Annotated in this window: 24 protein-coding genes; 11 read left to right on the plus strand and 13 right to left on the minus strand. The window is 60.7% G+C overall.

Annotated elements, in window-relative coordinates; translation table 11 throughout:
* Positions 1 to 89 precede the first annotated feature (89 nt).
* The 7 genes from I6I72_RS07950 to I6I72_RS07980 all read left to right on the plus strand — a co-directional run bounded on the left by I6I72_RS07950 (position 90) and on the right by I6I72_RS07980 (position 8,584).
* Positions 90 to 488: a PaaI family thioesterase gene (locus I6I72_RS07950; protein ID WP_049146687.1), complete on the plus strand. Its 399-nt coding sequence runs from the start codon at positions 90 to 92 to the stop codon at positions 486 to 488.
* A 285-nt stretch (positions 489 to 773) separates the two neighbouring features.
* Positions 774 to 869, plus strand: coding sequence for a K(+)-transporting ATPase subunit F (kdpF, locus tag I6I72_RS07955; protein ID WP_039672809.1), 96 nt, complete (start codon positions 774 to 776; stop codon positions 867 to 869).
* Positions 869 to 2,581, plus strand: coding sequence for a potassium-transporting ATPase subunit KdpA (gene kdpA, locus I6I72_RS07960; RefSeq protein ID WP_370450468.1), 1,713 nt, complete (start codon positions 869 to 871; stop codon positions 2,579 to 2,581). Before kdpF ends, kdpA begins: the two co-directional genes overlap by 1 nt.
* A complete protein-coding gene (gene kdpB, locus I6I72_RS07965; protein ID WP_053085010.1) occupies positions 2,578 to 4,647 on the plus strand; it encodes a potassium-transporting ATPase subunit KdpB in 2,070 nt (689 codons plus the stop codon). Before kdpA ends, kdpB begins: the two co-directional genes overlap by 4 nt.
* 30 nt (positions 4,648 to 4,677) lie before the next feature.
* Complete coding sequence (locus I6I72_RS07970) at positions 4,678 to 5,229, plus strand: potassium-transporting ATPase subunit C (protein WP_049146693.1); 552 nt, start codon at positions 4,678 to 4,680, stop codon at positions 5,227 to 5,229.
* A gap of 23 nt (positions 5,230 to 5,252) precedes the next feature.
* A complete protein-coding gene (locus tag I6I72_RS07975; protein WP_086890532.1) occupies positions 5,253 to 7,850 on the plus strand; it encodes an ATP-binding protein in 2,598 nt (865 codons plus the stop codon).
* A complete protein-coding gene (locus I6I72_RS07980) occupies positions 7,847 to 8,584 on the plus strand; it encodes a response regulator (protein WP_049146696.1) in 738 nt (245 codons plus the stop codon). Before I6I72_RS07975 ends, I6I72_RS07980 begins: the two co-directional genes overlap by 4 nt.
* Here I6I72_RS07980 and I6I72_RS07985 read toward each other — a convergent pair.
* The 10 genes from I6I72_RS07985 to paaI all read right to left on the minus strand — a co-directional run bounded on the left by I6I72_RS07985 (position 8,572) and on the right by paaI (position 16,696).
* Complete coding sequence (locus tag I6I72_RS07985; RefSeq protein ID WP_049146698.1) at positions 8,572 to 9,423, minus strand: 3-hydroxyacyl-CoA dehydrogenase family protein; 852 nt, start codon at positions 9,421 to 9,423, stop codon at positions 8,572 to 8,574. The two genes, I6I72_RS07980 and I6I72_RS07985, sit on opposite strands and share 13 nt — an antisense overlap.
* 28 nt (positions 9,424 to 9,451) lie before the next feature.
* Positions 9,452 to 10,219: an enoyl-CoA hydratase/isomerase family protein gene (locus I6I72_RS07990; protein ID WP_049146700.1), complete on the minus strand. Its 768-nt coding sequence runs from the start codon at positions 10,217 to 10,219 to the stop codon at positions 9,452 to 9,454.
* Positions 10,220 to 11,416, minus strand: coding sequence for a thiolase family protein (locus I6I72_RS07995; RefSeq protein ID WP_049146703.1), 1,197 nt, complete (start codon positions 11,414 to 11,416; stop codon positions 10,220 to 10,222). It lies immediately after the preceding gene.
* Between the two features lie 42 nt (positions 11,417 to 11,458).
* Positions 11,459 to 12,235 carry an enoyl-CoA hydratase/isomerase family protein gene (locus I6I72_RS08000; protein WP_201806678.1) on the minus strand — a complete coding sequence of 259 codons (777 nt, stop codon included), beginning with the start codon at positions 12,233 to 12,235 and terminating at the stop codon, positions 11,459 to 11,461.
* Between the two features lie 11 nt (positions 12,236 to 12,246).
* Positions 12,247 to 13,407: a 1,2-phenylacetyl-CoA epoxidase subunit PaaE gene (paaE, locus tag I6I72_RS08005; RefSeq protein ID WP_049146706.1), complete on the minus strand. Its 1,161-nt coding sequence runs from the start codon at positions 13,405 to 13,407 to the stop codon at positions 12,247 to 12,249.
* Positions 13,407 to 13,946 carry a 1,2-phenylacetyl-CoA epoxidase subunit PaaD gene (gene paaD / locus I6I72_RS08010; RefSeq protein ID WP_049146708.1) on the minus strand — a complete coding sequence of 180 codons (540 nt, stop codon included), beginning with the start codon at positions 13,944 to 13,946 and terminating at the stop codon, positions 13,407 to 13,409. Before paaD ends, paaE begins: the two co-directional genes overlap by 1 nt.
* A gap of 27 nt (positions 13,947 to 13,973) precedes the next feature.
* Positions 13,974 to 14,810 carry a 1,2-phenylacetyl-CoA epoxidase subunit PaaC gene (paaC, locus tag I6I72_RS08015; RefSeq protein WP_049152073.1) on the minus strand — a complete coding sequence of 279 codons (837 nt, stop codon included), beginning with the start codon at positions 14,808 to 14,810 and terminating at the stop codon, positions 13,974 to 13,976.
* Positions 14,807 to 15,094, minus strand: coding sequence for a 1,2-phenylacetyl-CoA epoxidase subunit PaaB (paaB, locus tag I6I72_RS08020; RefSeq protein WP_039672784.1), 288 nt, complete (start codon positions 15,092 to 15,094; stop codon positions 14,807 to 14,809). Before paaB ends, paaC begins: the two co-directional genes overlap by 4 nt.
* Positions 15,095 to 15,142: 48 nt before the next feature.
* Positions 15,143 to 16,153, minus strand: a complete 1,011-nt coding sequence (gene paaA / locus I6I72_RS08025) for a 1,2-phenylacetyl-CoA epoxidase subunit PaaA (RefSeq protein ID WP_236592604.1) — start codon at positions 16,151 to 16,153, stop codon at positions 15,143 to 15,145.
* A gap of 108 nt (positions 16,154 to 16,261) precedes the next feature.
* Positions 16,262 to 16,696, minus strand: a complete 435-nt coding sequence (paaI, locus tag I6I72_RS08030) for a hydroxyphenylacetyl-CoA thioesterase PaaI (protein ID WP_046646705.1) — start codon at positions 16,694 to 16,696, stop codon at positions 16,262 to 16,264.
* 95 nt (positions 16,697 to 16,791) lie between these two features.
* On the opposite strand from paaI, the gene I6I72_RS08035 reads away from it, so the two are divergent.
* The 3 genes from I6I72_RS08035 (at position 16,792) to I6I72_RS08045 (ending at position 20,390) form a co-directional block, all read left to right on the plus strand.
* Positions 16,792 to 17,403 carry a TetR/AcrR family transcriptional regulator gene (locus I6I72_RS08035; RefSeq protein WP_046646707.1) on the plus strand — a complete coding sequence of 204 codons (612 nt, stop codon included), beginning with the start codon at positions 16,792 to 16,794 and terminating at the stop codon, positions 17,401 to 17,403.
* 349 nt (positions 17,404 to 17,752) lie between these two features.
* On the plus strand, positions 17,753 to 19,018 hold the full coding sequence (locus I6I72_RS08040) for an AMP-binding protein (RefSeq protein ID WP_168926509.1): 1,266 nt from the start codon (positions 17,753 to 17,755) through the stop codon (positions 19,016 to 19,018).
* A 46-nt stretch (positions 19,019 to 19,064) separates the two neighbouring features.
* Entirely contained in the window at positions 19,065 to 20,390 is a 1,326-nt protein-coding gene (locus I6I72_RS08045; protein ID WP_201806681.1) for an MFS transporter, read from the plus strand.
* A gap of 81 nt (positions 20,391 to 20,471) precedes the next feature.
* Here I6I72_RS08045 and I6I72_RS08050 read toward each other — a convergent pair whose 3' ends face one another.
* Positions 20,472 to 21,302 (minus strand): hypothetical protein, encoded by an 831-nt coding sequence (locus I6I72_RS08050; RefSeq protein ID WP_201806686.1) that lies wholly within the window; start codon positions 21,300 to 21,302, stop codon positions 20,472 to 20,474.
* Between the two features lie 59 nt (positions 21,303 to 21,361).
* Positions 21,362 to 22,330, minus strand: a complete 969-nt coding sequence (locus I6I72_RS08055) for an acrylyl-CoA reductase family protein (protein ID WP_049146748.1) — start codon at positions 22,328 to 22,330, stop codon at positions 21,362 to 21,364.
* 87 nt (positions 22,331 to 22,417) lie between these two features.
* On the opposite strand from I6I72_RS08055, the gene I6I72_RS08060 reads away from it, so the two are divergent.
* Positions 22,418 to 23,005: a VanZ family protein gene (locus tag I6I72_RS08060; protein ID WP_049146716.1), complete on the plus strand. Its 588-nt coding sequence runs from the start codon at positions 22,418 to 22,420 to the stop codon at positions 23,003 to 23,005.
* A gap of 18 nt (positions 23,006 to 23,023) precedes the next feature.
* On the opposite strand, the gene I6I72_RS08065 is transcribed toward I6I72_RS08060, so the two are convergent.
* Positions 23,024 to 24,037 carry an ABC transporter permease gene (locus I6I72_RS08065; RefSeq protein WP_070498534.1) on the minus strand — a complete coding sequence of 338 codons (1,014 nt, stop codon included), beginning with the start codon at positions 24,035 to 24,037 and terminating at the stop codon, positions 23,024 to 23,026.
* Positions 24,038 to 24,122: the final 85 nt, after the last annotated feature.

The raw sequence follows: 24,122 nt of genomic DNA on the forward strand, positions 1-24,122 counted from the left end.
GCCTTTCCATTAGTTTCCGAACGGTTGGTCAGTAAATACAGGCTAGTATAGTCTGCGTCACATTTCTAGGGTTAAGTAAGGAGTGCAGCATGGCCGCAGAGGTTTGGAAGATTCAGTTGGGTGAGCTGGACAAGAAGATGGGTGTCGAAATCCTGGAAGAGTCGGCTAAACGGGTGGTAGCAACCATGCCGGTGGAGGGCAATACCCAATCCTTCGGTCTGCTCCACGGCGGTGCCATGGCCTGCATCGCCGAGGCCGTCGGCAGCTGGGCGGCGGTGATTCATGCTTCGACGCTGGGCAAGGTCGCCGTGGGCGTGGACATCAATGCGACACACCACGCTTCCGGGCGCTCGGGTCTGGTTACGGCGACGGCCACCGCCATCAAACTGGGCAAGACGCTGTGCTCCCACGAGATCGTCATTACAGATGAGGAGGGGAGGAGGCTGTGCACGGCACGCATCACGAACGCGCTCGTTGACCCTAAGTAGGCGGGGGTAAAGGCGGGTGTAAATAAAGCGTAAAAATCGGGGTAGAGAGGCGTAAAGAAGCCGCAAATAACCGGTAGGTCCCAGGGGGAACGGGCCTAACGTCAGTGCTCGGCAGGTGCACTATGCACCGGCGCTTGGTGCTTTGGGGCACCGGGCACACCTAGTATCGCTTTCACCCAAGGGGGTCTCTCCCACATGTTGGACATTCTGGTCATTGTGATCGTGGTCCTTGCGTTCAGCGGTCCTTCCTCCATCAACGAGTTTATGGACGGAGACGCGTAGAACATGAACACCATCACAGCAGTCATCGGGCTCATCATTGTTGTCGCGCTCGTGGCTTATCTCATCATTTCCCTTATTGACCCGGAGCGTTTCGCATGATCGCTAGCATTGCGGCGGTGGCGCCGCAGTATCTTGCCCTCCTTGCACTTCTAGCGGCGGCCTACGTGCCGCTGGGCAATTGGATGGCCCGCACATATACCTCTGAAAAAGACTGGGCTGTCGAGCGCCTTGTGTACAGAATTTTGCGTATTGACCCTAACCGGGGCCATAACGCCAAGAACTACACTCGTGCGCTGCTGGGCTTCAGCTTGGCCTCCGTCCTCGTCCTTTACGCAGTGCAGCGGCTCCAAGCAGTGTTGCCAAGCTTTGGCAACGCCCGCGAAGACGCAGTGGAGCCGTGGATGGCCTTCAACACCGCGGCTTCTTTCACCTCCAACACCAACTGGCAGTCCTACTCGGGTGAAGATACCCTGACCAACGCCTCCCAGATGTTGGGCCTGACCGTGCAAAACTTCGCCTCAGCCGCAGTGGGCATGTGTGTTGCTGTTGCCTTGATCCGCGGCATCGGCCACTTGGGTTATGACCGCGATACGTTGGCAACCGAGAATGGTCAGCACCTCATCGGCAACTTCTGGGTGGACCTCACCCGCGGCCTCGTCCGCATCCTGCTTCCCCTGTCGCTATTCATCTCCACCGTGCTCGTCCTCGGCGGAACCATGCAAACCTTTGGCTCGAACCTGGTTACGGAGTCCGGTGTAGATATTTCCCGTGCTCCCGTGGCCAGCCAGGAAGCCATTAAGCTCCTGGGTACCAACGGCGGTGGCATCTTCGGTGCCAACTCTGCGCACCCGTTTGAGAACCCGACCGGCTTTACCAACCTGGTGGAGATCTTCTCTCTGCTTGTCATCTCTTTCTGCATGATTCGCACGTATGGTGTGATGCTTAAGTCGCAGAAGCACGCGTGGACGCTGCTCAGCGTGGCTGGTGGTTTGTGGACCGTCATGGTTGTTCTGGTGACTTGGGCACAGCACACCCTTGTCGGCGGTGCGTCTCAGTTGGCAGGCGCCAACATGGAAGGTATCGAACAGCGACTAGGCATTGATGCCTCAGCACTGTTCGCCGTGTCTACCACGGGTACCTCGACTGGTGCGGTGGATTCTATGCACGATAGCTATTCCCCACTGGGCGGTGGTCTGCTCATCCTCAACATGCTGCTGGGTGAAATCGCGCCGGGCGGCGTGGGTACTGGCCTCTATGGCTTGTTGGTTGTGGCTATCCTCGCTGTGTTCATCGGTGGCCTCCTAGTGGGCCGCACACCGGAGTTTATGGGCAACAAGATTGGCCGCAAGGAAATTTCAGCGGTCAGCCTGTACATCCTCACCATGCCGGTTCTGGTTCTTGTGGGTGTCGGCGCTTCCGTGGCGCAGCGCAAGCTCGTGGAAGCTTCAGCGACCAACTTCGGTGCGCCGGGAACGGCTGATAATGCCCACAGCCTGTCGGAAGTTCTTTACGCCTTTACCTCGGCGGCGAATAACAACGGTTCTGCCTTTGCTGGACTGACGGTGACTGAGCCCTGGTGGCAGATCACGTTGGGCTTGGCCATGCTGTTGGGTCGCTTCCTGCCGATCGTCTTCGCCCTATACCTGGCCGGAAGCCTGGCAGGGCAGAAGCGCCAGGCCACCACCGCAGGCAGCTTGCCCACGTCCGGCGTCACCTTCTCCCTGTTGACCATCGGCGTCATCCTGCTGGTCGCAGCACTCACCTTCTTCCCCGTCCTCACCCTGGGTCCCATTTCGGAGGCACTATCATGACAACCCACACCATCACCGCTGAGCCGGATAAGACTCCTCATAGCAACGCACCGGAGAAGAACAGCGGCCTCGCGGCTGCGGCGCTGAAAACGCTGCCGAGCAAAATGTCCCCGCTCGCCCAAGCACGCAACCCCGTGATGTTCGTCGTGTGGGTCGGCGCCGCACTGACCACTGTGTGGTCCATCCTCAACCCCAGCTTTTACGGATGGGTTGTGACGGTATGGCTGTGGTTCACCATTGCCTTTGCCGCCTTCGCCGAGGCTTATGCTGAAGGCCGTGGCAAGGCCCAGGCAGACAGTCTGCGCTCTGTGCGCGATGATGCCACCGCCAATCTCATTACTGACTCTGGCATTGAAGTGGTCCCCGCGTCCGGGCTGACCAAGGGTGCCATCGTGCGTGTGGAAGCAGGGGAGACCATCCCGGGTGACGGTGACGTCATCGAAGGTGCTGCCACCGTAGATGAATCGGCTATTACTGGTGAGTCGGCCCCTGTGGTCCGCGAGGCCGGCGGTGACCGCTGTGCCGTGACCGGCGGCACCGTGGTGCTCTCTGATTCCATCAAGGTCAAAATCACATCCGAACCGGGCTCCACCTTCGTTGACACCATGATCGCCTTGGTGGAGGGCGCGGAACGCCGCAAGACTCCGAACGAGATTGCGCTGAGCATCCTGCTCTCCACGCTGACCATCCTCTTCCTCGTCGCCGTCGCTGCGCTTGCCCCGATGGGTCTATTCACCGGCGCGGAGCTTTCGCCACTATCCCTTATCGCTCTGTTGGTCTGCCTAATCCCTACCACCATTGCCGCCCTACTTTCGGCAGTCGGTATCGCCGGAATGAACCGCCTCGTTCGCCACAACGTTCTGGCCACCTCCGGCCGTGCGGTGGAGGCAGCTGGTGACGTCGCCACGCTCCTCATGGACAAGACAGGCACCATCACTTACGGAAACCGCCAGGCCACCGGCCTGATTGTGGCTTCGGGCGTTGACGAGCGCGAGGCTGCAGCGATTGCTCGCATTTCCTCCCTAGCGGATGAAACCCCAGAAGGTCGCTCCATCGTGGCCTGGCTGACTGAAAACTACTCCCTGTCCAGCGAAGGAGATACAGAAGCGCGGAGTGCGGAGGTCGTTCCATTCAGCGCGTCGACGAGGATGTCCGGTCTCGACCTGGCTCACCGCAAGCTGCGCAAAGGCGCTGGCGATGCCGTACGCAAGTGGGTGACTGAAGCAGGTGGCACCTGGCCGCAAGAGATCGAGGATTCCGTAACCCAGATTGCACAAGACGGTGGCACCCCGCTGCCTGTCGCTGTGGAAGAATCCGATGGCAGCCGCACGGTTATTGCGGTGGTGCAACTGAGTGACGTCGTCAAGCCCGGCATGGCCGAGCGCTTCGCTGAACTGCGTCAGATGGGTATCAAGACCATCATGGTGACCGGTGACAACCCGCTGACCGCAGCAGCCATTGCCAAGGAAGCCGGCGTCGATGATTACATCGCCGAAGCTACTCCAGAGGACAAGCTCGCCCGCATCCGTGAGGAGCAAGCACAAGGCCGAATGGTGGCCATGACGGGTGACGGTACTAACGACGCCCCGGCGCTGGCCCAGGCGGACGTGGGCGTGGCCATGAACACTGGTACCTCCGCGGCGAAGGAAGCTGCCAACATGGTGGACTTGGATTCTGACCCGACAAAGCTCATCGATGTCGTCCGAATTGGCAAGCAGCTGCTTATCACCCGCGGCGCGTTGACTACCTTCTCCTTGGCCAATGACCTGGCGAAGTACTTTGCCATCCTGCCGGCGCTTTTCTCTACGCAGTTGCCGCACTTGGAGCGCCTCAACGTTATGCACCTACATTCCCCTGAGTCCGCCATTGTGTCCGCAGTTGTCTTCAACGCGCTCATCATCGTCGCGCTCATCCCATTGGCGCTCAAGGGTGTGTCCTACAAGCCGGCCTCCGCGTCCTCACTGTTGCGTCGAAACCTCGGCATCTGGGGTCTCGGCGGTGTTATTACCCCCTTCATCGGCATCTGGGTTATCGACCATGTCGTCTCCCTCCTTCCAGGCCTATAAAGAAAACCTGCAAAGAAAAAGGAAGCAATAATGCGTGTTTATCTGCGTAATCTCATCGCCGGATTCGTCGCCGTGTTCTTATGCGTCGTCGCGCTGGGCATGATCTATCCGGCCGCGGTGTGGGGAATATCTCGCATCACCCCGAAATCTGCCGAGGGAAACCTTATCTACCAGGGTGAATGCCTGGTCGGTTCCACTCAGATTCAGGATGGCTTGGAAAATGGCCCCTACTTCTTCGCCCGCGCGGAAGGTATGAGTAACTACGGCACATCAAGCACGGAGCTAGAGAAGGCCATCCGGGAACGCCGAGAGGAGATTGCTCAGCGCGAAGGCGTATCAGTGGAGCACGTGCCTGCCGATGCCGTTACCGGCTCCGGTTCCGGCGTGGATTCCGGCATCAGCCCTGAGTACGCGGAGCTGCAGGCTCCGCGTGTGGCCCGGGAACAGAGTATGCGTATCGAAGACGTGAAGAAGCTGATTGCAGACAATACTGAGCATGCCAGCCTGGGTTTCTTGGGTGAGGACACGGTAAATGTGACCACACTCAACATTGCATTGCCCACGCCTACCCCCTGCTCATAAAGATCAGCTCATAAGATGAAGCAATGTTGACCGAACCGACGACACCCCCGACGCGGGTCAAACGCGGCACCCTGAAGATTCTGTTGGGCGCCGCTCCCGGCGCGGGCAAAACCTGCGCCATGCTCAGCGAAGCGCACACGCTGGTCGACCAAGGCCGCGACGTTGTCGTTGGGGTCGTGGAAGACCACGGGCGCGCGTACACCAAGGCCCTGTGCGAGGGGCTGGAGATTGTACCGAGGCGCGCTGTCGAGGGCATTTCCGCGGGTGAAATGGACACCACGGCGGTTATCCAGCGGCACCCGGAGATCGTTCTCGTCGATGAGTTTGCTCACTCTAACCCGCGCGGCGAGGTTCACGAGAAGCGGTGGGAAGACATTGAGCAGATTCTGGACGCCGGAATTGACGTCATGTCGACTCTCAATATCCAGCATCTGGAGAGCCTCAACGACGTTATCAAGCAGATCACGGGTATCGCGCCGCAGGAAACAGTGCCGGACGAGGTAGTACGTGCTGCCGATGAGATCGAGCTTGTTGACGTTTCCCCTCAGCTGTTGCGCACCCGTCTGAGCGACGGCCACGTGTACCGTGAGGCACGCATTGAGCCTGCACTCAACAACTACTTCCGCGTGGGAAATCTCACCGCGCTGCGCGAGTTGGCACTGCTGTGGCTAGCGGATCAGGTTGATGAGGCACTCATCACTTATCGCTCGGATCAGAAAATCACCGAAACGTGGGAAGCGCGTGAGCGGGTGGTTGTGGCCATCCAAAACGTTGCCCATGCTGAGACTCTTATCCGCCGCGGGCGGCGCATTGCGACAAAATCCTCGGCGGAATTGCACGTGGTCCACGTTGTTTTCGGTGATTCCTTCACCTCTCGTTCCTCCTCGGTGGGGGGATCAGCGCAACAGCTCGCCCGGCTGCAGTCCTTAGCCCAGGATGTGGGCGCACGACTGCACCAGGTTACCGGGGACAGCGTCCCAGAAGCCCTGCTTAATTTTGCCCGGAGTGTCAACGCCACCCAGCTCGTAGTGGGGGTCTCGCCGCGGCGTCGTTTCGGCGTGCACTGGCACGGTACGGTAGCGGAAACGGTGCTGCGTGAATCCGGCTCGATTGACTGCCACATAGTCAACCTTCCCCCGGAAAAACCACTTCCGCTCACACGGATGCTGCATCCTTTCCGCCCCTTCCCGCAGCGTGCCATCGCGTGGCTTAGCTCAGCGTTAGCTTTCGTGGGGCTCACTGCGCTGTTGGTGCAGGCGGACGGTCAGGATTTGGGAACAGGTACTTGTTCCGCGTTCTACTTTGCGCTCATCCTGCTTGTCAGTTTGCTGGGAGGCCTGTGGCCGGCCGTAGTGGTGGCGGTGGCTTCCGGCCTAGCGGTCAACTGGTTCTTCACCGTGCCGATCCATACCTTCGATATTGCTGATCCCGCTAACGCCGTGATCGCCGTAGTCATGGTGGCTATTGCGCTGGCCGTCGGCATGCTCGTGCGCCGCGCCAAGATTGAGCGTGCGAACGCGGCTATTGCTGCGCGCGATGCCGAGCTACTCACGGTGTTTTCCCGCGCCGCCTTGAATCGCCGCGCGGATTCTTCCCCGAAAGATGCCGTGATGCGCAAGGTGGGGGAGGCTTTTAATTGTCGTAGAGCAGAGCTGCTGGATGAAAACGGTGACGTTCTTGCCACCTGGCGCGCAGCTACCCCCGAACGCACCTCGAAACACCTTCATATTCCCGAAAAAATTCGCCATGAACAGGAAGTGGACACCGTTGTTGCGAGCGCAGATGGCACGGTTCAGCTGCGTCTCGAGGGCCCGGCATTGTCTGCTCGTGACCGAGGTCTGGTCACCGTGGTAGCGGGCTATCTCGCAGGCATTGTTCGCCGCGAAAAGCTCTCTGCTGAGGCCGCGCGCGCAGATGCGATAGCCGCTGCTGACGAGTTGCGCCGAGCGCTGCTGTCTAGTGTGAGCCACGACCTGCGTACCCCGCTGGCGACGGCCAAGTTGGCGGTGTCCTCGTTGCGCAACGCTGACATTGAATTCACTCCCGAAGACCAGGACATGCTTTTGGCAGAAACTGCGGCGAGCATCGAGGAACTTACCGGATTGGTAACCAACCTGCTGGATTACTCCCGGCTCACAGCTGGCGCCATAACCGCCCGCCGAGACATCGTCGAGGTGGCCGAAGTGGCTAATCGCGCCATCGCTTCCTGTGCCTTTGGGCATTCCCGAGAGCAAATTGGGCGCATTCACCTTGACCCTAGCGTGCGTGGAGTTACGTGCTGCGCGGATACGGCGCTCATGGAGCGCGTCTTGGCCAATCTCTTCGATAACTCCTTGCGCTATGCGCCAACCGGCGACGTTACTTTGAGTGCCCAGACCACCACCGAACAGGTAGAACTGATGGTCGTCGATGAAGGCCCGGGCATCCCACCGGAGAAGCAGAAGGAACTGTTCCAAGCGTTTCAGCGTTTGGGTGATACCAGCAACGACAACGGAGTAGGCCTTGGTCTTTCTGTTGTCCAAGGCTTTGTAGAGGCCATGGGCGGTAGCATCGAGGTGGCTGCCACCCCGGGCGCAACCTTTATATTGCGGTTTCCCGTCGCGGGAGGAGAACAAAAATGACGACGAAGAAAACCAGCATCGCCATTGTGGACGATGACCCCCGCCTACTTAATACGTTGAGTATTAACTTCAAGGCTCGTGGCTACGAGGTTCACCAGGCGCGTACAGGCGCAGAGGGACTACAGGTGGTGTCGCAGCAGCAGCCAGACGTTGTGATTTTGGACATGGGGCTGCCGGATATGGATGGCACCGTCGTGTTGGAAGGAATCCGCGGGTGGTCTGCGGTACCGGTCATCATCCTGACGGCGCGCTCCGATCCGCTGTTTAGCGCCGCAGCTCTCGACCGCGGCGCGGACGACTACGTGACCAAGCCCTTCTCTATGGAGGAGCTTCTAGCCCGCGTGAGAGTGGCGTTGCGGCATGGTAGCCCACAGAGTCCGGTGAGGCGCACTGAGATCGCTGTGGTTCGCGCCGGGGATATCGTGATTGATGTTCCGCACCATTCCATCACCAAAGGTGGCGAGCCGCTGCATCTGACACCCACTGAGTGGGGCGTGCTCACTACGCTACTTCGCGCCCACGGTGGCTTGGTGCGCAAGGAGGACCTGCTCTCTGAGATCTGGGGTCCCGGCTTTGAGGGGCAGGGGCACTACCTTCGCATTTACACCTCCCAGTTGAGGCGCAAGATGGAGGATGACCCCGCCCACCCACGTTTTCTACTCACAGAGCCCGGCTTGGGTTATCGCTTTGTGGTGCCAGAGCCAGGCAGAGAAGAGTACGGTTACTCGGAATAGTCGTAGAAGCCTTTGCCGGACTTGCGGCCCAGCTCCCCGCGGGCGACCATGTCGCGCATGAGCTGCGGCGGGCTAAAGCGCTCACCCAGCTGGGATTCGAGGTATTCGGCGATGCCTAGGCGTACGTCCAGCCCGACGATATCGGTCAGCTCCAGCGGGCCGATGGGGAATTTGTAGCCCAGCACCATGGCATTGTCGATATCGCGCGGTGAGGCTACGCCTTCCTCCACCATGCGGATGGCCTCCAGCGCAATGGCCACGCCGAGGCGGGAGGAGGCGAAGCCGGGGGCGTCCTTGACCACCACTGCGGTCTTGCCCAGGCCCTCGACCCAGCCCTTGGCGGCGTCCACGAGCGTGTCCGGGGTGGACTCGGCAACAACCACTTCCACCAGCTTGGAGGCCGGAACCGGGTTGAAGAAGTGTAGGCCGATGACATCGTTGGGGATGCTTTCCGCCAGCTGCGATACCGACAGCGAGGAGGTATTGGTGGCGACGACGGCTTGCGGGGCTGCTTCGGCGATATCCCGGAAGGCGGCTACCTTGAGATCCATCGATTCTGGAACTGCCTCAACCACGAGGTCGAAACCAGCAAAGGCGGAGGCGGCGGTGGAAAAGCTGAGACGCTCATCCCAGGATTCGAAGGTGCCCTCCGCCCCGCGGTCGAGGGAGCCGCGGATGGCCTTGTGCACGCGCTCGCGGGCGGCCGCCACGGCATCCTCGTTGATATCCACCACGGTCACGGACGCGCCGGAGGCCAGGAAGGCGTGAGCAATGCCGGCGCCCATTCGGCCGCCGCCGAGCACACCAACCTTGGCAGGAACCTGCAGTACTGGGGACATGATTTAACTCTCCTTGTGAGTGGAAGGTTTATTTCTTGCGGTCCAGGAAGGCCTGCATCCGCTCAAACTTGGCGGGGGACTCAAAGAGCACGGCCTGGGCGATGTTGTCCACCGCCGGGTGCGCCGCATCAGGCATGGAAATGAGCTGCTTGGTCAAGCGCACGGCCAACGGGTCTTGCTGGGCGATGCGCCCGGCTAGGTCTAGGGCGCCGTCGACAAGCGCATCCGGCTCGTGCAGTTCGCTGACCAGGTGGCTGGCTAGGGCTTCTTCGCCGTTGAGGATGCGCCCGGCCAGCAGGATCTCCTTCGCCAGCGGGGTGCCCACGCACTCCTTGAGGCGCCACGTGGCACCCGCGGCGGCAGCGATACCCAGGCCGGCTTCGGGCTGGCCAAACTTGGCAAAAGGAGTGGCAACCCGGAAGTCGGCGGCCAGCGCCAGCTCCAATCCGCCGCCGAGAGCGTAGCCATCCACCGCCGCGATGACGGGGGCGGGAAGGGAAGCGATGCGGTGGAAGATGCCGGAGTTGATGCCACGGAGGGCATCCTCGCGGCGGCGCTCACGAAGCTGCGCGATGTCCGCCCCGGAGGCGAAGATCCCGCGGGGGCCCTTCGGGGTATCCACCGTGCAGCCGGTGATGATGAGGATGCGGGGATCGGACTCGAGCTGCGCGCAGAGTTCGTGGAACTCCGCCACCATCTGCTCATCGATGGCGTTGCGCACCTCGGGGCGGTTGAGCTTGGCGACGACGATGTCGTCCCTCTCACCGCGCGTTGAAATCTCAATGGCAGTCGTCATTTACACCCTCTCAATCGCAATCGCGGTACCCTGGCCCACGCCCACGCACATGGTGGCGATGCCGCGGCTCAGCCCGTCCGTTTCTAAGCGGTTGAGCAGGGTCAAGGTGATGCGGGAACCGGAGGAACCCAGCGGGTGGCCCAGCGCGATGGCGCCGCCCCAGGCGTTGACCTTGTCCTCATCCAAGCCCAGCTCGCGGATGCAGGCGATGGACTGTGAGGCAAAAGCTTCGTTGAGCTCGATGGCATCCACGCTGTCCAGCTCCCAGCCGGCGCGCTCGAGCACGTCGCGGGTCGCCGGGATGGGACCGGTGCCCATGATCTCCGGGCGCACACCGCGCGCGGAGTTGGCGACAACGCGGGCACGTGCGGTCAGGTTGTGCTTCTTGAGGGCCTCGTCGGAGGCGACAATGACGCAGGAGGCGCCGTCGTTCAGCGAGGAGGCGTTACCCGCTGTGGTGACGTCACCCAGGGAGGTCACCGGGCGCAGCTTGGCTAGGACCTCCATCGTGGTGCCGGGGCGGGGTCCCTCATCGGTGTCAACTACCGTCACGTTGCCCTTGCGGTCGGTGACCTCCACCGGCACGATTTCCCGGGCGAACTTGCCGGCCTCGATAGCGGCGAGTGCGCGTTCTTGGGAACGCACCGCAAAGGCATCGGCGTCCTCACGGCTAATGCCAAAGACGTTGGCTACTTCCTCGGCGGTTTCCGGCATGGAGTAGGTCATCTTCTCCTGCTCCGCGAACTTCGGGTTGGCAAAGCGCCAACCAATGGAGGTATCAAAGACCTGTCCTGGCTTGGCAAAAGGCTTGTTTGGCTTTTCCATGACCCAGGGGGCGCGGGACATGGATTCGACGCCGCCCGCCACGACGATATCTGCCTGGCCGGACTCCACGAGGGCGGTGGCCAAGGCAATCGAGGACATGCCCGAAGCACACAGGCGGTTGACCGTAATGCCCGGTACGGTGTCCGGGAACCCGGCGAGCAACCAGGACATGCGGGCAACGTTGCGGTTTTCCTCGCCGGCGCCGTTAGCGTTACCGATGATGACTTCATCCACCGCGGAAGGGTCGAGTCCGGCCTCCTCCACCGTCTTCTTGATAGCGGTGGCCATGAGGTCATCGGGGCGAACCGAGGACAGTGCGCCGCCGTAGCGGCCCACGGGGGTGCGGAAGCCGGATACCAGGTATGCAGTCATGTGATTCCTTAGCTGTTGTGTGTTCTAGGAGGTCTGGAGGTTTTAGCGGCCGTGGAAGACCGGCGGACGCTTCTCATTGAAAGCTGCAAAGCCCTCGTAATAATCCTCGGTATCGCAGAGTTTGCCTTGGGCAATGTTCTCAGCATCGACGCTGGCCCACAGCCCGGTGCCGTTATCGCGGATGTCCTGGACCAGGGTGCGGCTGGTGAGGAAAGCTTGGGTGGCGCCGTGGGCTGCGCGCTGGGCGATGCCCCGGGTGAACTCCAGCAGTTCCTCTGCCGGTACTGCGCGGGAGAAGAGCCCCGCGCGCACTGCCTCCGCGCCGGAGATGAGCTCGCCGGTAATGATGAGGTCCATCGCGCGGTGTGTGCCGAGGCGTTCGACGAAGAGGGAGTGCCCTCCCGAATCGAGAGTGGCGCCCAGGTTGGCAAACGGGGAGCCGAACTTGGCGTCTTCGGCGACGTAGACGACGTCACAGGCCAAGGCGAGGCCAAGACCCACGCCGAGGCAGGGACCGTGCACGGCGGCGAAGGTGGGGGCAGGAAAGTTGTCGATCTTCTTGAGCACGGGAGTGACAACGTCCGCGAGGTAGGCGGTGGCGTCGTCTTCGCACGGATTGAGCCCCTTGATGTTGCGGCCGGCGCAGAAACCCTTGCCCTCACCGCGCAGGATGAGCGCGCGGGGCTTAAGCTGCGCGGCCTCATCGAGGGAGCGGGAGAGCTCGGCGAGGTCTTCCTCCGCGAGAGAATTGATGGCCTTGGGGTTGTTGAGTACGAGCTCAACGATTCCGGCTTCGGCGTCGTGGTGTAAATCGATCATGGGTGTTTCTCCTAGGCGTCAAAGTCGAGGACGATGTTCGGCGTGGTGGGGCGCGACTGGCAGGTCAGGATGTAGCCGGCCTTGACCTCATCGGCCTCCAGCGCGTAGTTCTCCGCCATGTCGACGTCGCCCTCGACCAGCTTGGCGCGGCAGGTGCCGCACACGCCGCCGGCGCAGGCGAAGGGGACGTCGGAACGCACGCGCAGGGCCGCGTTGAGCAGGGATTCATTGGCAGAAACCGGAGACTCAACCGAGCCGGAAAGGCCATCGAGCTGGAAGTTGATGGTGACGTTATCGCCTTCCGGATCGACCTCGACGTGGCGGCCAGCCTGGTTCTGATCCCCAGAAGGTTTGCCGGTGGTGAACAGCTCGTAGCGCACATCCTTTTCGCCCACGTTGCGGCTGGCCAGCTCATCACGAACCAGCTGCACCAGCTCGAAGGGGCCGCAGAGGAACCATTCGTCGACGTTGTCCGTGCGCACGACGTTATCCAGCAGGGTCTGGAGTTTTTCAGCGTCGATGCGCCCAGAGAACAGCGGATTGACGCGCTGCTCGCGAGAGAGGACATGGTGCACGGCAAAGCGCGTGGGGAACTTGTCCTTGAGGTCACCAATCTCCTCGGCGAACATGACGTCACCGCCGCCTTTGTTGGCGAAGATGAGCTCGAATGTGGTGTCGGGGGAGCTGTGGAGAACGGTCTGGGCGATAGCCATGATCGGCGTGATGCCGGATCCCGCGGCGATGGCCACGAGGTGCGGATTCTCTAACTTCTCCAGCTCCTCGCGGACAGCCTCAGGATTGTTCAGACCGGTCAGGTGGGTCTTCGAGGTGAATGCGCCCTGCGGGTTCATCACGTCCATGGTGTCGCCGGGCTGCAGCGTGTCGTTGGCCCACGTGGAGAACACACCACCGCGGTCGCGCTTGATGGCGACGCGCAGCACGCCATCGCGAGGCACGTCGCAGATGGAATAGGAGCGGCGGACTTCTTGGCCGTCGATAGTTGCCCGCAGCGCAACGTACTGGCCGGGGATGTAGTCATAGTCGTCCTGGAGCTCCGGAGGAATGGCGAAGGAAACCTCCACGGAGTCCTCGGTCAGGGCGCGCACCTCGGACACGGTCAGGGTGTTGAACGTGGCCTTCTTCTTTGCGGGGGCAGACGGGGTCGTGGTCATTAGTGCACCTTGAAGTAGTCGAAGGGCTCCAAACAGTCCTGGCAGTTATAGAGAGCCTTGCAGGACGTGGAACCGAATTGGGCAAGCTTACGTGTGCGGCGGGAGCCACAGTGGGGGCATTCGATGGCCGGTGGCGGTTCGAGTGTGAGCGGGATAGGACCTTCCGGCGTGGCGCGGGTTGTACCGCTGGGAGGCGCAATGCCGTAATCCTTGAGGTTTTGCCGGCCGGTCTCCGTCATCCAGTCGGTGGTCCACGCCGGGTGGAGCACGAGGTCGACACGCACCTTGGCAAAGCCGGCGTCGGTCAGCGCTGTGGTGATGTCCGTCGTGATGTGCTCCATGGCGGGGCAGCCGGAATAGGTTGGGGTAATCGTGACCACCGCGGTATCGTCTTCCAGGCGAGCGTCCCGGAGGATCCCAAGGTCAGCGATGGAAATGACGGGGATTTCCGGATCGGGTACCTCGGCAGCGACGTCCCACACGTGGGCGTCGTCAGGCTGCGTGGGGCGCAGCGGGTGGGACTTATCTGTGATGGACACGCTGAAACCTTGGTCCTTTCCTTGTCTTTACCAGGTCGCGCCGGGGTGTTGGCGCGCCAAGGACTGCATCTCCGCGAGGATGAAACCGCGGTGCTCGGAAAAGCGCCCGGTGCGCTGCCCGGAGCGAGCCTGCTTGACGTCCGGGATGGCCAGACCTGCCTTGTCGAGGACATAGGCGATGCGCTCATCGAACTGCGCGCGCAGGCTCGAAGGCAGAACAGCGATGCCTTCTGCTGCCAGCTTCTCGTGCAGCGGGAGATCCTCGAAGAGCTCGTCAAGGTAAGGCCACATGTACATCAAGCCCTCCGTGATACGGCGGTGGGATTCCTCGGTACCGAGGCCCAGGCGCAGAATCCACTGGTTGGCGTGGTCGACGTGGTACTCAACCTCCTTGATGGCCTTGGCCGCGATAGCTGCCAGGGTTTCATCCGTGGACTCCAACAGGGCGGTGTAGAGCCCGTGCTGGTAATAGGAAAAGAGCAGCTGGCGGGCGATGGTGTAGCCGAAGTCGCCGTTTTCCTGCTCGACCAGGCGGGCGGAGCGGAACTCCTCCTCATTGCGGAAGTAAGCCAAGTCATCCTCGGTCTTGCCCCAGGCGGTACCGGCATAGGTCAGCAGGAAGCGGGCATGCCCAATGAGATCGAGGGCGATGTTGCCCAGGGCAATGTCCTCCTCCATCTCTGGTGCGCGCGAAATCCACCAGCCCAGGCGCTGGGCCAAGATGAGGGCGTCATCGCCCAACATGAGGGCATAGCGTGCGGTGTCCTCGGGGGCGACTGCGCCGGAGGCGGCGATATCTTCTGCGGTGATGCCGTTGCCCTGCGATTGCTTGGTCGCAGAATCGGCGGCTGCAAATCCAGTCACAGGTGCGGCACTCCTTCTGACTTGTCGTAGTAGGTGGCGTGGCGGTAGCTCTTGCCCTGCGGGGATTCGAAGAATCCGCCCTTGGAGTCAGGGTCGGAGGAGGCAATAGCCTCGCTGGGCACAACCCAGACGGAGGTGCCTTCGTTGCGGCGGGTGTAGAGGTCACGAGCATTGCGCAGGGCCATTGTGGCATCCGGTGCGTGGAGCGAGCCGGCATGGACGTGAGAGAGGCCGCGGGAGGAACGTACAAAGACCTCCCACATGGGCCAGTTAGAGCTGGACATGGAACCTTCCTTATGGTCTCGAAGCAGGTTGGGCAGTGTGCTTAGGCGTTAAGCGATGAGCGAGGTATCAGCCGAGTGGTGCTTCTCGGCGTAGGCTGCGGCAGCCTCACGGACCCAGGCGCCGTCGGCATGCGCTTGGCGACGTCGCTGCATCCTCTGCACGTTGCAGGGACCCTCGCCCTTGATGACGGCCTTGAATTCGGACCAGTCGAGCTCGCCGAAGTCATAGTGGCCGCGCTCCTCGTTCCACTTGAGATCCGGGTCCTCGAAGTGCAGGCCCAGGGCCTCAGCCTGCGGAACGATCATGTCGACGAAGCGCTGGCGCAGCTCATCGTTGGAGAAACGCTTGATCTTCCACTCCATGGACTGCTTGGAGTTGGGGGAGTCATCATCCGGCGGGCCGAACATCTGTAGTGCCGGGCCGTAGAAACGGTTGATGGCCTCCTGGGCCATCTGCTTCTGCTCGGGGGTTCCGTGGGACAGCTCGTAGAGGATCTCCCAGCCTTGGCGCTGGTGGAAGGACTCTTCCTTACAGATGCGCACCATGGCTCGGCCGTACGGAGCGTAGGAGGCGCGGCAGAGCGGAACCTGGTTGCAGATGGCAGCGCCATCCACCAACCAGCCGATGGCTCCGATGTCGGCCCACGTGCGCGCCGGGTAGTTGAAGATGGAGGAGTACTTGGCGGTGCCGTCGAGCAACTGCTGGACGAGCTCGTCACGCGGGGTGCCCAGAGTCTCGGCGGCGGAGTAGAGGTACAGGCCGTGGCCTGCCTCGTCCTGCACCTTGGCCATGAGGATGGCCTTGCGCTTGAGCGAAGGCGCGCGGGTGATCCAGTTGGCTTCTGGCTGCATACCGATGATCTCGGAGTGCGCGTGCTGGGATACCTGACGGGTGAGCGTCTTGCGGTAGGCAGCCGGCATCCAGTCGGTGGGCTCGATGCGGGAGTCTTCCGCGATGAGAGCGTTGAAACGTGCCTCTTCCTCGGCTGTTGAGGCAGTGGGGACTGCGCTCAACGAGGCGTCGGATAAGGATCCAGATGTGGAATCAGTAGTCGTCATGGGGGCAAACCCTTCTATCCAAGGTGGGAATCAGGTGGTTACTTACTGAATGGTTGGTCAGTATATGGGAGATCTGTGACTTACGTCAACATTTCTTGTGATGTGGGTCTACTTTTTGGCGGGAATGACGCGGAAGGTGCCACGGAACTCGGCGATGGGTTTGCCTTCTACGCTGAGCTCGACGTCGACGATTCCGTTGCGGCCCCAGGACTGCCGGGTGATTGCGACGCCCTTGACGACGTCGCCTTTAAAAGCGGGCGCGATGTAGTGAATGGAGTTGTGTGCGGCGACCGCTACTTCGCCGGGGGAGTTACATGCGCCGGCGAAAAGCGAGTCGGCAAAGGTGTAGAGAAACCCGCCCTGGGCGGTGCCGTGGCCGTTGCACATTTCCGGACGTACGATGAACTGGCCTTCGCAATGGCCTAGTTCTAACTTGGTGATCTCCGCCCCGATGTGGGCGGTGGCGTTGTCTCCTTCAAACATGGCGCGGACGTGGGAAAACTCTGGCGATTCCGCCACTCCTGGGCGCAAGATTTGGTGCATTGTCGCTCCTCCTGGTCGAGTGAGGAGCAGTGATATCTAAAGCAATGGGGTGTGGTGATTGCAGAGTCTAACCATTTTTTCCGGCTTCTGCTTGAATGGTTTGCGTGACTGATGTGAATGCTGGCGCCCAGCGTGGACGCCCGGGGTATTCCCGTGATGATGTGATTAACGCGGCGGTGCGCGCGTTTAACTCGCGCGGTTATGACGCGACATCAATGGGGCACGTGGCCAAAGAGCTGGGGATTACGAAGTCGGCGCTCTACCATCACATTTCTTCGAAGGAAGAGATTCTCGAGCTGACTGTCGCGCATGCGCTCAGCAACCTGGAAGCTGTGGTGGCGGAGGTTGCTGAGTCCGACCTGGGGCCGGGGGAGCGGGTGTGGAGCCTGATTCGCGGTTCGATTGAGGTGTTGTGCACCGACCCTAAGTCGGTTGCCTTGTTGCTGCGACTGCGTGGCAATTCGGATGTGGAGGAACGCGCACTGGAGCGGCGTCGTAAGCTCACTCGCTCCGTGGTGCCGCTGGTGCGGGATGCACAGGAAGCAGGGGAAATACGCGCGGATCTCGACGCCGCGGTGCTCACGCGCATGGTCTTCGGCATGGTTAACTCGGTGGCCGAGTGGTACGACCCAAAGGGTAAACTCGGCGCGGAGGAAGTCGCGAATTCGGTGGCAGAGCTGCTGTTTGGTGGCTTGCGGGCCAAGTGATTGCCAGCGGCGTTGTTGAGGTGCATGGGGGTAACTTCCGCGTGGGAGCTTTTGCTGTCAAAAATTAAGTGATTGAGCTGGGGGTTTGTCCCCTGACTGTGGGCTAGATCAAAAAACTTTCACAATTGTGTTGTGGCTCACGTGATTGCCTTGTATTGTACGTCACATGATTTACCTGACCGATCGGTAAGTCAATATCCGCCGGTTACCACCGGCTCACGTAATCCAGGCTAAAAATCCCGAGCAGTGCTTTCGAGGGAATGCGGGTGTGGACCTTAATTCTCCCGAGTCGAAAGGCAACAACGTGACCGCAACGTTTGACATCTTTTCTGATCACCACGGCCCGCAGATGGGCATCGAGTATGCTTCCCGCGACGAAATCATCGCCTTGCAAACCCAGCGAGCCAAGAATGAGTTGCGCCATGCGTACTACAACGTGCCTCATTACCGCCGTGCGTTTGATGAAATGGGCGTCCACCCAGATGATTTCAAGGAGCTGGCAGACTTTGCCAAGTTCCCATTCACGGACAAGGAAACGCTGCGCTCCGAGTACCCGTTCGGAATGTTTGCCGTAAACCAGAGCCAAATCTCCCGCATCCACGCGTCATCCGGCACCACCGGCCGACCGACCGTGGTGGGCTATACCCAAAACGATGTGAAGATTTGGGCTGAGCTTGTGGCTCGTTCCCTGCGTGCCGGTGGCATCCGCCCTAGCGACAAGGTGCAGATCACCTTCGGCTACGGCCTATTCACCGGCGGACTTGGTGCCCACTACGGCGTCGAGCAGCTGGGCGCAACCGCAATCCCGACCTCTGGCGGTCAAACCGAGCGTCAGATTCAGATCATGCAGGACTTCGAGCCAGACGCGATTCTGGGTACTCCGTCCTACGTGCTCAACCTGCTGGACCGCATGCGTAAAGAAGGCATCGACCCGCGCGAAACCTCTCTCCGAGCTGGCGTCTTCGGCGCCGAGCCCTGGACTGAGGGCATGCGTCGCGAGCTCGAGGAAGGCTTCGGCATCACGGCCACCGATATTTATGGCCTCTCTGAGGTCATGGGTCCTGGTGTTGCGCAAGAATGCGTGGAGACCAAGGACGGTCTGACCGTCTGGGAGGATCACTTCTACCCAGAGATCATCGACCCAGAAACCCTGCAGCCGGTGCCTGATGGAGAATACGGCGAGCTCGTGATTTCTTCCTTGACCAAGGAGGCATTCCCGATCATCCGTTACCGTACACATGACATCACTCGCCTCCTGCCAGGTACGGCTCGCTCCATGCGCCGTATCGACCGCATCTCGGCTCGTAACGACGACATGATCATTCTGCGTGGCGTGAACTGCTTCCCATCCCAGTTCGAGGAAATCATTACTGAGGATAAGAACCTGCGTCCGCGCTACCAGTGCGTCCTGTCCAAGAAGGGCCGCATGGACCACCTCATGCTCCTTGTCGAGCACGCTCCCGACCTCTCGAAGTCCGATATCGAGGCATCCGGTGATTGGCTGAAGAAGCAAATCAAGAACCGCATCGGTATCACTGTCGGCGTTGACGTTGTAGACCACGTTGACTGTGGCGAAGGCAAGGCCAAGCGCATTATCGACCATCGCGATATGTAAATCCCCCCGTCCAACTGCTTCTGCACCCATAGAGAGAAGAAACCCTATGTCTGCACCTGTTATTGACCGTAACCAACCGGAAACTGGAATCACCTCCGAGCACAAGCGCGTGCTCGCGGGCTCCATGGTCGGAACCACCATCGAGTGGTTTGACTTCTTTATTTATGCCCAAGCTGCGGGCCTCATCTTCGCCACGCAGTACTTTGACCCAGTTTCCAATGAGAATGCGTCACTAGCGCAGATCATCTCCTGGGCTTCCTTGGGTATTTCGTTCCTGTTCCGCCCGCTGGGTGCGATCATTGCAGGTCACTTGGGTGACCGCTTGGGCCGCAAGCCAGTCCTCGTCGTCACCCTGGTGGGCATGGGCTTGGCCACGATGCTCATGGGTCTCCTGCCGAACTACTCGGCGATTGGCATCGCGGCACCGATTCTGTTGGTCGTGCTCCGCATCCTGCAGGGACTGTCCGCCGGTGGTGAGTGGGGCGGCGCGGCAATGCTCGCCGTGGAGCATGCTCCGCGTGGCCGTCGTGGCCTCTTCGGCGCCTTCCCGCAGGTGGGCGTTCCGCTCGGCATGTTCCTGGCCACCATCTTCATGCTGGTTCTCTCCGCAGGCCTGTCGCAGGAGCAGTTCCTCGCATGGGGCTGGCGTATCCCCTTCCTGTCCTCCGTTGTCCTGATTCTTCTGGGCTACTTCATCCGCCGCGCGGTGGAAGAGTCTCCAGCATTCGCTGAGCTGCAGGATCTTCAGAAGAAGGAATCTGCCCCCTTGGCGGTCCTGTTCAAGAGCCATACTGGCACCGTCATTAAGTGCGCGCTCATCTTCGCCGCTAACAACGCTGTGGGCTACTTTGTCATCGCCTACTTCACCTCTTATGGCACCAAGGTAGTGGGTTACGAGCGCACCGACGCCCTGTTAGTCGCGCTCGTTGCATCCATCGGCTGGTTCGCTGGCACCCTCTACTTCGGCCACCTGTCGGACAAGGTGGGCCGCAAGCGCACCTTCATCGTGGGCTACATTGCGTTGGCTGCGTGGTCCATTCCGTCCTGGATGGCTGTTGACTCCGGCAATCTTGCCTTCTTCGGTGGTGCGGTTCTCATCCTGGCGACCATGCTGGGTGCCACCTATGGTCCCCAGTCCGCGCTCTACGCGGAGATGTTCCCAGTGAAGGTACGCCTCTCGGGTGTTTCAATCGGCTACGCGTTTGGCTCCATCATCGGTGGTGCTTTCGCCCCGATGATCGCGGAGATGCTCTTCACTGAATACAAGACCTCCATGGCTATCGCTACCTATGCGATTGTCATCTCCGCCATCTCTCTCATCGGCGTTCTCATGGTGCCAAAGGGCATTCAGGGCCGCGACCTGCACGTCTAAAGCGCACAAGCGAAAGGCCCGAGCTCTCCTCAATCTAGGAGAGGCTCGGGCTTTTGTCGTGCGGCGGATGTCACAGGTTAGCTAGAGCCCCAGCTGGGCGTTAGCCACTGAATCTTCGGCACCGCGGATTGCCTGGCGGGCTGGGTCGTGGAACTGCACCGGCACGAAGTTAAGGATTTGCTGCTCCAGCGGGGAAGGCTGGCGGCCCGAATTGCGGATGCCGTCAGCGGTGATGCGAACGGCACCCAAGATGTCGCTGGTGAGCTGGGAGGCTGCGCCATAAGTATTCGCCGCGATGGTAAAGCCATTGCCAAAGGAGGCGGTGGCATGGACGTTGCGGTTATCGTCCCAGCCGAACTTCGTGCCCACAACACCCGGCACGCGTGAGGTGCCAAAGTCTTGCTTATAGCCGTCAGCGGCAACGGGGGAAGCGGTGCGCATACCATTGATAATTGGCGTGGCTAGTGGGTCGCCCACAATCGCGGAGGTAAAGCGCGCAAGGTCCTCAGTAGAGGTAGTGGTGTTGCCCCAGAATCCTGGGTAGTGGGTCTCATGCAGGCCAAACTGGCCGATGACCTCAGGGATTGCCTGCGGGTAGCGGCGGTCCAAGTCTGTGGCCGTGCCGTCCTCGCTGAAACGAATCATGTTCTCCACGCGGGCTTTATCCGCCGGAGCGCCGTGCTGCAGCACCCAATAGGCCAAGTAGAGCTTGACCAAGGAAAGCGCCGGGCGAGATTCGTGGGAATTAGCAGTAGAGACCACTGTGCCATTGCTGTAGCGCAGCGTGACCTGAGTACGCCCGGGCACAGCGTTAGGGTCGATGGTGATGCCAGCCTGGGCAACGGGCGTGACGAGGCCGGCGGCGAGGGTGCCAACCAGCGCGGCAGCAGAGATAGAGAGACGGGAACGCATAGGAAAATAGTAACAGCGCTGGGAAAATTAATTGTTCCCAGCGCTGCTAAATAGTTTGTCTAGATTTCTACGATCGTGCGGCCATGGTGGGTGCCGGCGAGCAGCTCCTTGGCGGCGTCTGCGATATCGTCGAGCGCGATGGTGTTGGAAATAGAATGCAGCATCTCAAGATCAAGGTGTTCGTCCAGCAGCTTCCAGGCGTCCTCGCGGACCTTGAGCGGTGCGTCGACGGAGTTGCCGCCTGCCAGGACGATGCCGCGCAGGATGAATGGCAGTACCGAAGCCGGGAGGTCAGGACCAGCGGCCATGCCGGTTGCTGCCACGACGCCGCCCCACTTGACCTGCGCCAAGACGTTGGCCAAGACGGTGGAGCCAGCGGTGTCTACCGCGCCGTCGTAAAGCGCCTTCTGCAGCGGACGGCCGGTCTCCGAGAGCTCGGAGCGATCAATGATGTGGTCTGCGCCCAGGGCCTGCAAGTACTCGCTTTCGCTATCAACGCGGCCGGTAACGGCGGTGACCTCGAAGCCCAGGGACTTGAGCAATTGGACGGCGATGGAGCCCACGCCGCCCGTGGCGCCAGTGACCAGCACATGGCCCTCGCGCGTGCCGTGGGTGAGCAGCTGGTTGACGCAGATGGCGGCGGTGTAGCCCGCGGTGCCGATTGCTGCGGCGTCGGCAGCGGTGAAGCGCTCCGGAACCACGAGGGTGGCGTTGGCATTCACGCGCTGCTTAGTGGTGTAGCCGCCGTGGCGGAATTCTCCCAAGCCGTCGCCGAAAGCGGCCACCAGGGCGCCCTCAGGTAGACGTTCATCGTTTGACTCCGCAACGGTGCCCACGACGTCGATGCCCGGCACCAGCGGGTTGATGCGCATGACGCCCTTGTTACCGTCGAGTGCCATTGCATCCTTGTAGTTCAACGAAGAATGGGAAACGTTAACCAGTACGTCGCCCTCGGCCAGAATCGGCTCATCCTCGAAAGCGTGAGAGATGGAACCGTCTTCGTTTCGCGTGACTTTGAGTGTGCTCATGCCCACGATGGTACGCCCATTATGAATCAGTGTTTTGCCAGCGAAGTACACGGCAAAAGTACAGCTTTTGTTGTTAGATTCTCGGACATGCTCGTTACCGAACAAACCACTCATTCGCGCAGCCGTATTCCGGCGGCCCCGCGCCGCCACCAAACGCTGCGCCGTGACTCACTTCTAGTCACGGCGCTCGTGCTGCTCGTTGTTGGTGTGGCGACGTTGGGTAAATCCTTCATTGAGATCCCCGGCGTGGTCAATGCCTCCGCGCATGCGGTGCGAAGCTTAGATCTGCAAATGTTCAACGGTTTTGATCATCCGACCATCTGGTACGGGCCTTGGACCAACACCATCGGCAATTTCTTGTTGTTTATGCCACTCGGCGCAAGCCTTATCGTGATGGGCCAGAATCTGCGCCGCGTGCGCTTTGGCCTCGGCGGAACCATCCTGGCCGGCTTGGCGCTGAGCTTGAGCATCGAAACCCTCCAGTACCTCTTCGCCCTCGGCTTCAGCGACGTTGATGACCTTGTGTTCAACACCTTGGGCACCGCCGTGGGCGCATTCTTTTTGGCCCGGATAAGCAAAGAGCTGCAGTCCAAAGTCCTACACCGTATGGGATTCATTGCAGCGACCGCGCTAACCGTTTTGGGCTGCGCGCTAGTCACGGGGTTTGTTGCTTAATCTTCTGCTCTGAGTTTTCTACGCGGCCTTCTTTGCGGAGCGCGACTCTCGCACAATTCCACTGCCGAGAAGGACTAGTCCGAAGGCTACCCATGCGAGCAGAGTCCATACCTGGGTGGCGATACTTGCTGCAGGGAAGTAGTTAACCAGGCGCAGCAGCGTAGCTGTGGCGCCGTTAGGCAGGAACTGGCCGAAGTATCCCCAGCTGCCGGACACGAATTCCTTGGGGGCCATGGTACCGGCCAGTGGGTTGCCCACCAGCATGATGGTCAGTGCGCCGAGACCAAAGCCGGGGGCGCCAAGCAGCGCCCTTAGGCCTAGGATGAAGCTGGAGACTGCGGCGATGCCTAGTGTGAATACGCCGGTCGATGCCCAGAAACTATCTGGCAGTAATCCGAATACTCCGCCGATTACTGCGGTGGTGAGCAGTCCGGCAATGGGGGCAAAGATTGCTAGGGCGAGGAGACGCTGCGAGTTTCGCTTCAGGAGGAAGGAAGGAATCGCTGCACCGAGCATGCCGCCGATGGCAACGGGGATAATAGCCATATTCATGGCGAGGCCCTGCGGGTCTTCGCTGCTGGTGGGCACAACGTCGGTGGTCTTGACGGTGACGTTAGGGAGTGCGTCAGCCGGGATGCCCTTCGCGGCAGCCATCGCCTGAGCTTGCTGGTTTGCCATTGCCTCTACTGGTTGCGCGAGGTTCTTCACGATGTTGCCTTGTGCGGCGCCGGCAGCGCTTGCGGTGAGGACCTCTGGTTCTTGGCCCAGCACGATGGCGCCGTAAGCCTCGTGTTCTTCGATGAGGGATACCGCGGCTGCGCGGTCTTCTACAGGTGTTATCTCGAAGAGTCTGGGTTGCTTCTGCTCAAAGGCTTCAGAAACCTTGCTCACTTGTTCTTGGGTTCCAACTACTGCGAGTGGGAGGTCTTTGGGGGTCATCGTGGCCATGGGCCACAAGAAGGCAAGTACGAAGAGGCACACTGCGAGAGGTGCCAAGAATCCAACGGCGATTGCCTTGGTCCAGTCTTTCATGTCGTTCCTTTGCTTGATTTTCAACGCTTGTTGAATAAGATATTTCAACAGTTGTTGAAAGTCAACACGTGATGAATTCTTCGAG

The organism is Corynebacterium striatum, assembly GCF_016728105.1.
GTDB lineage: Bacteria > Actinomycetota > Actinomycetes > Mycobacteriales > Mycobacteriaceae > Corynebacterium > Corynebacterium striatum.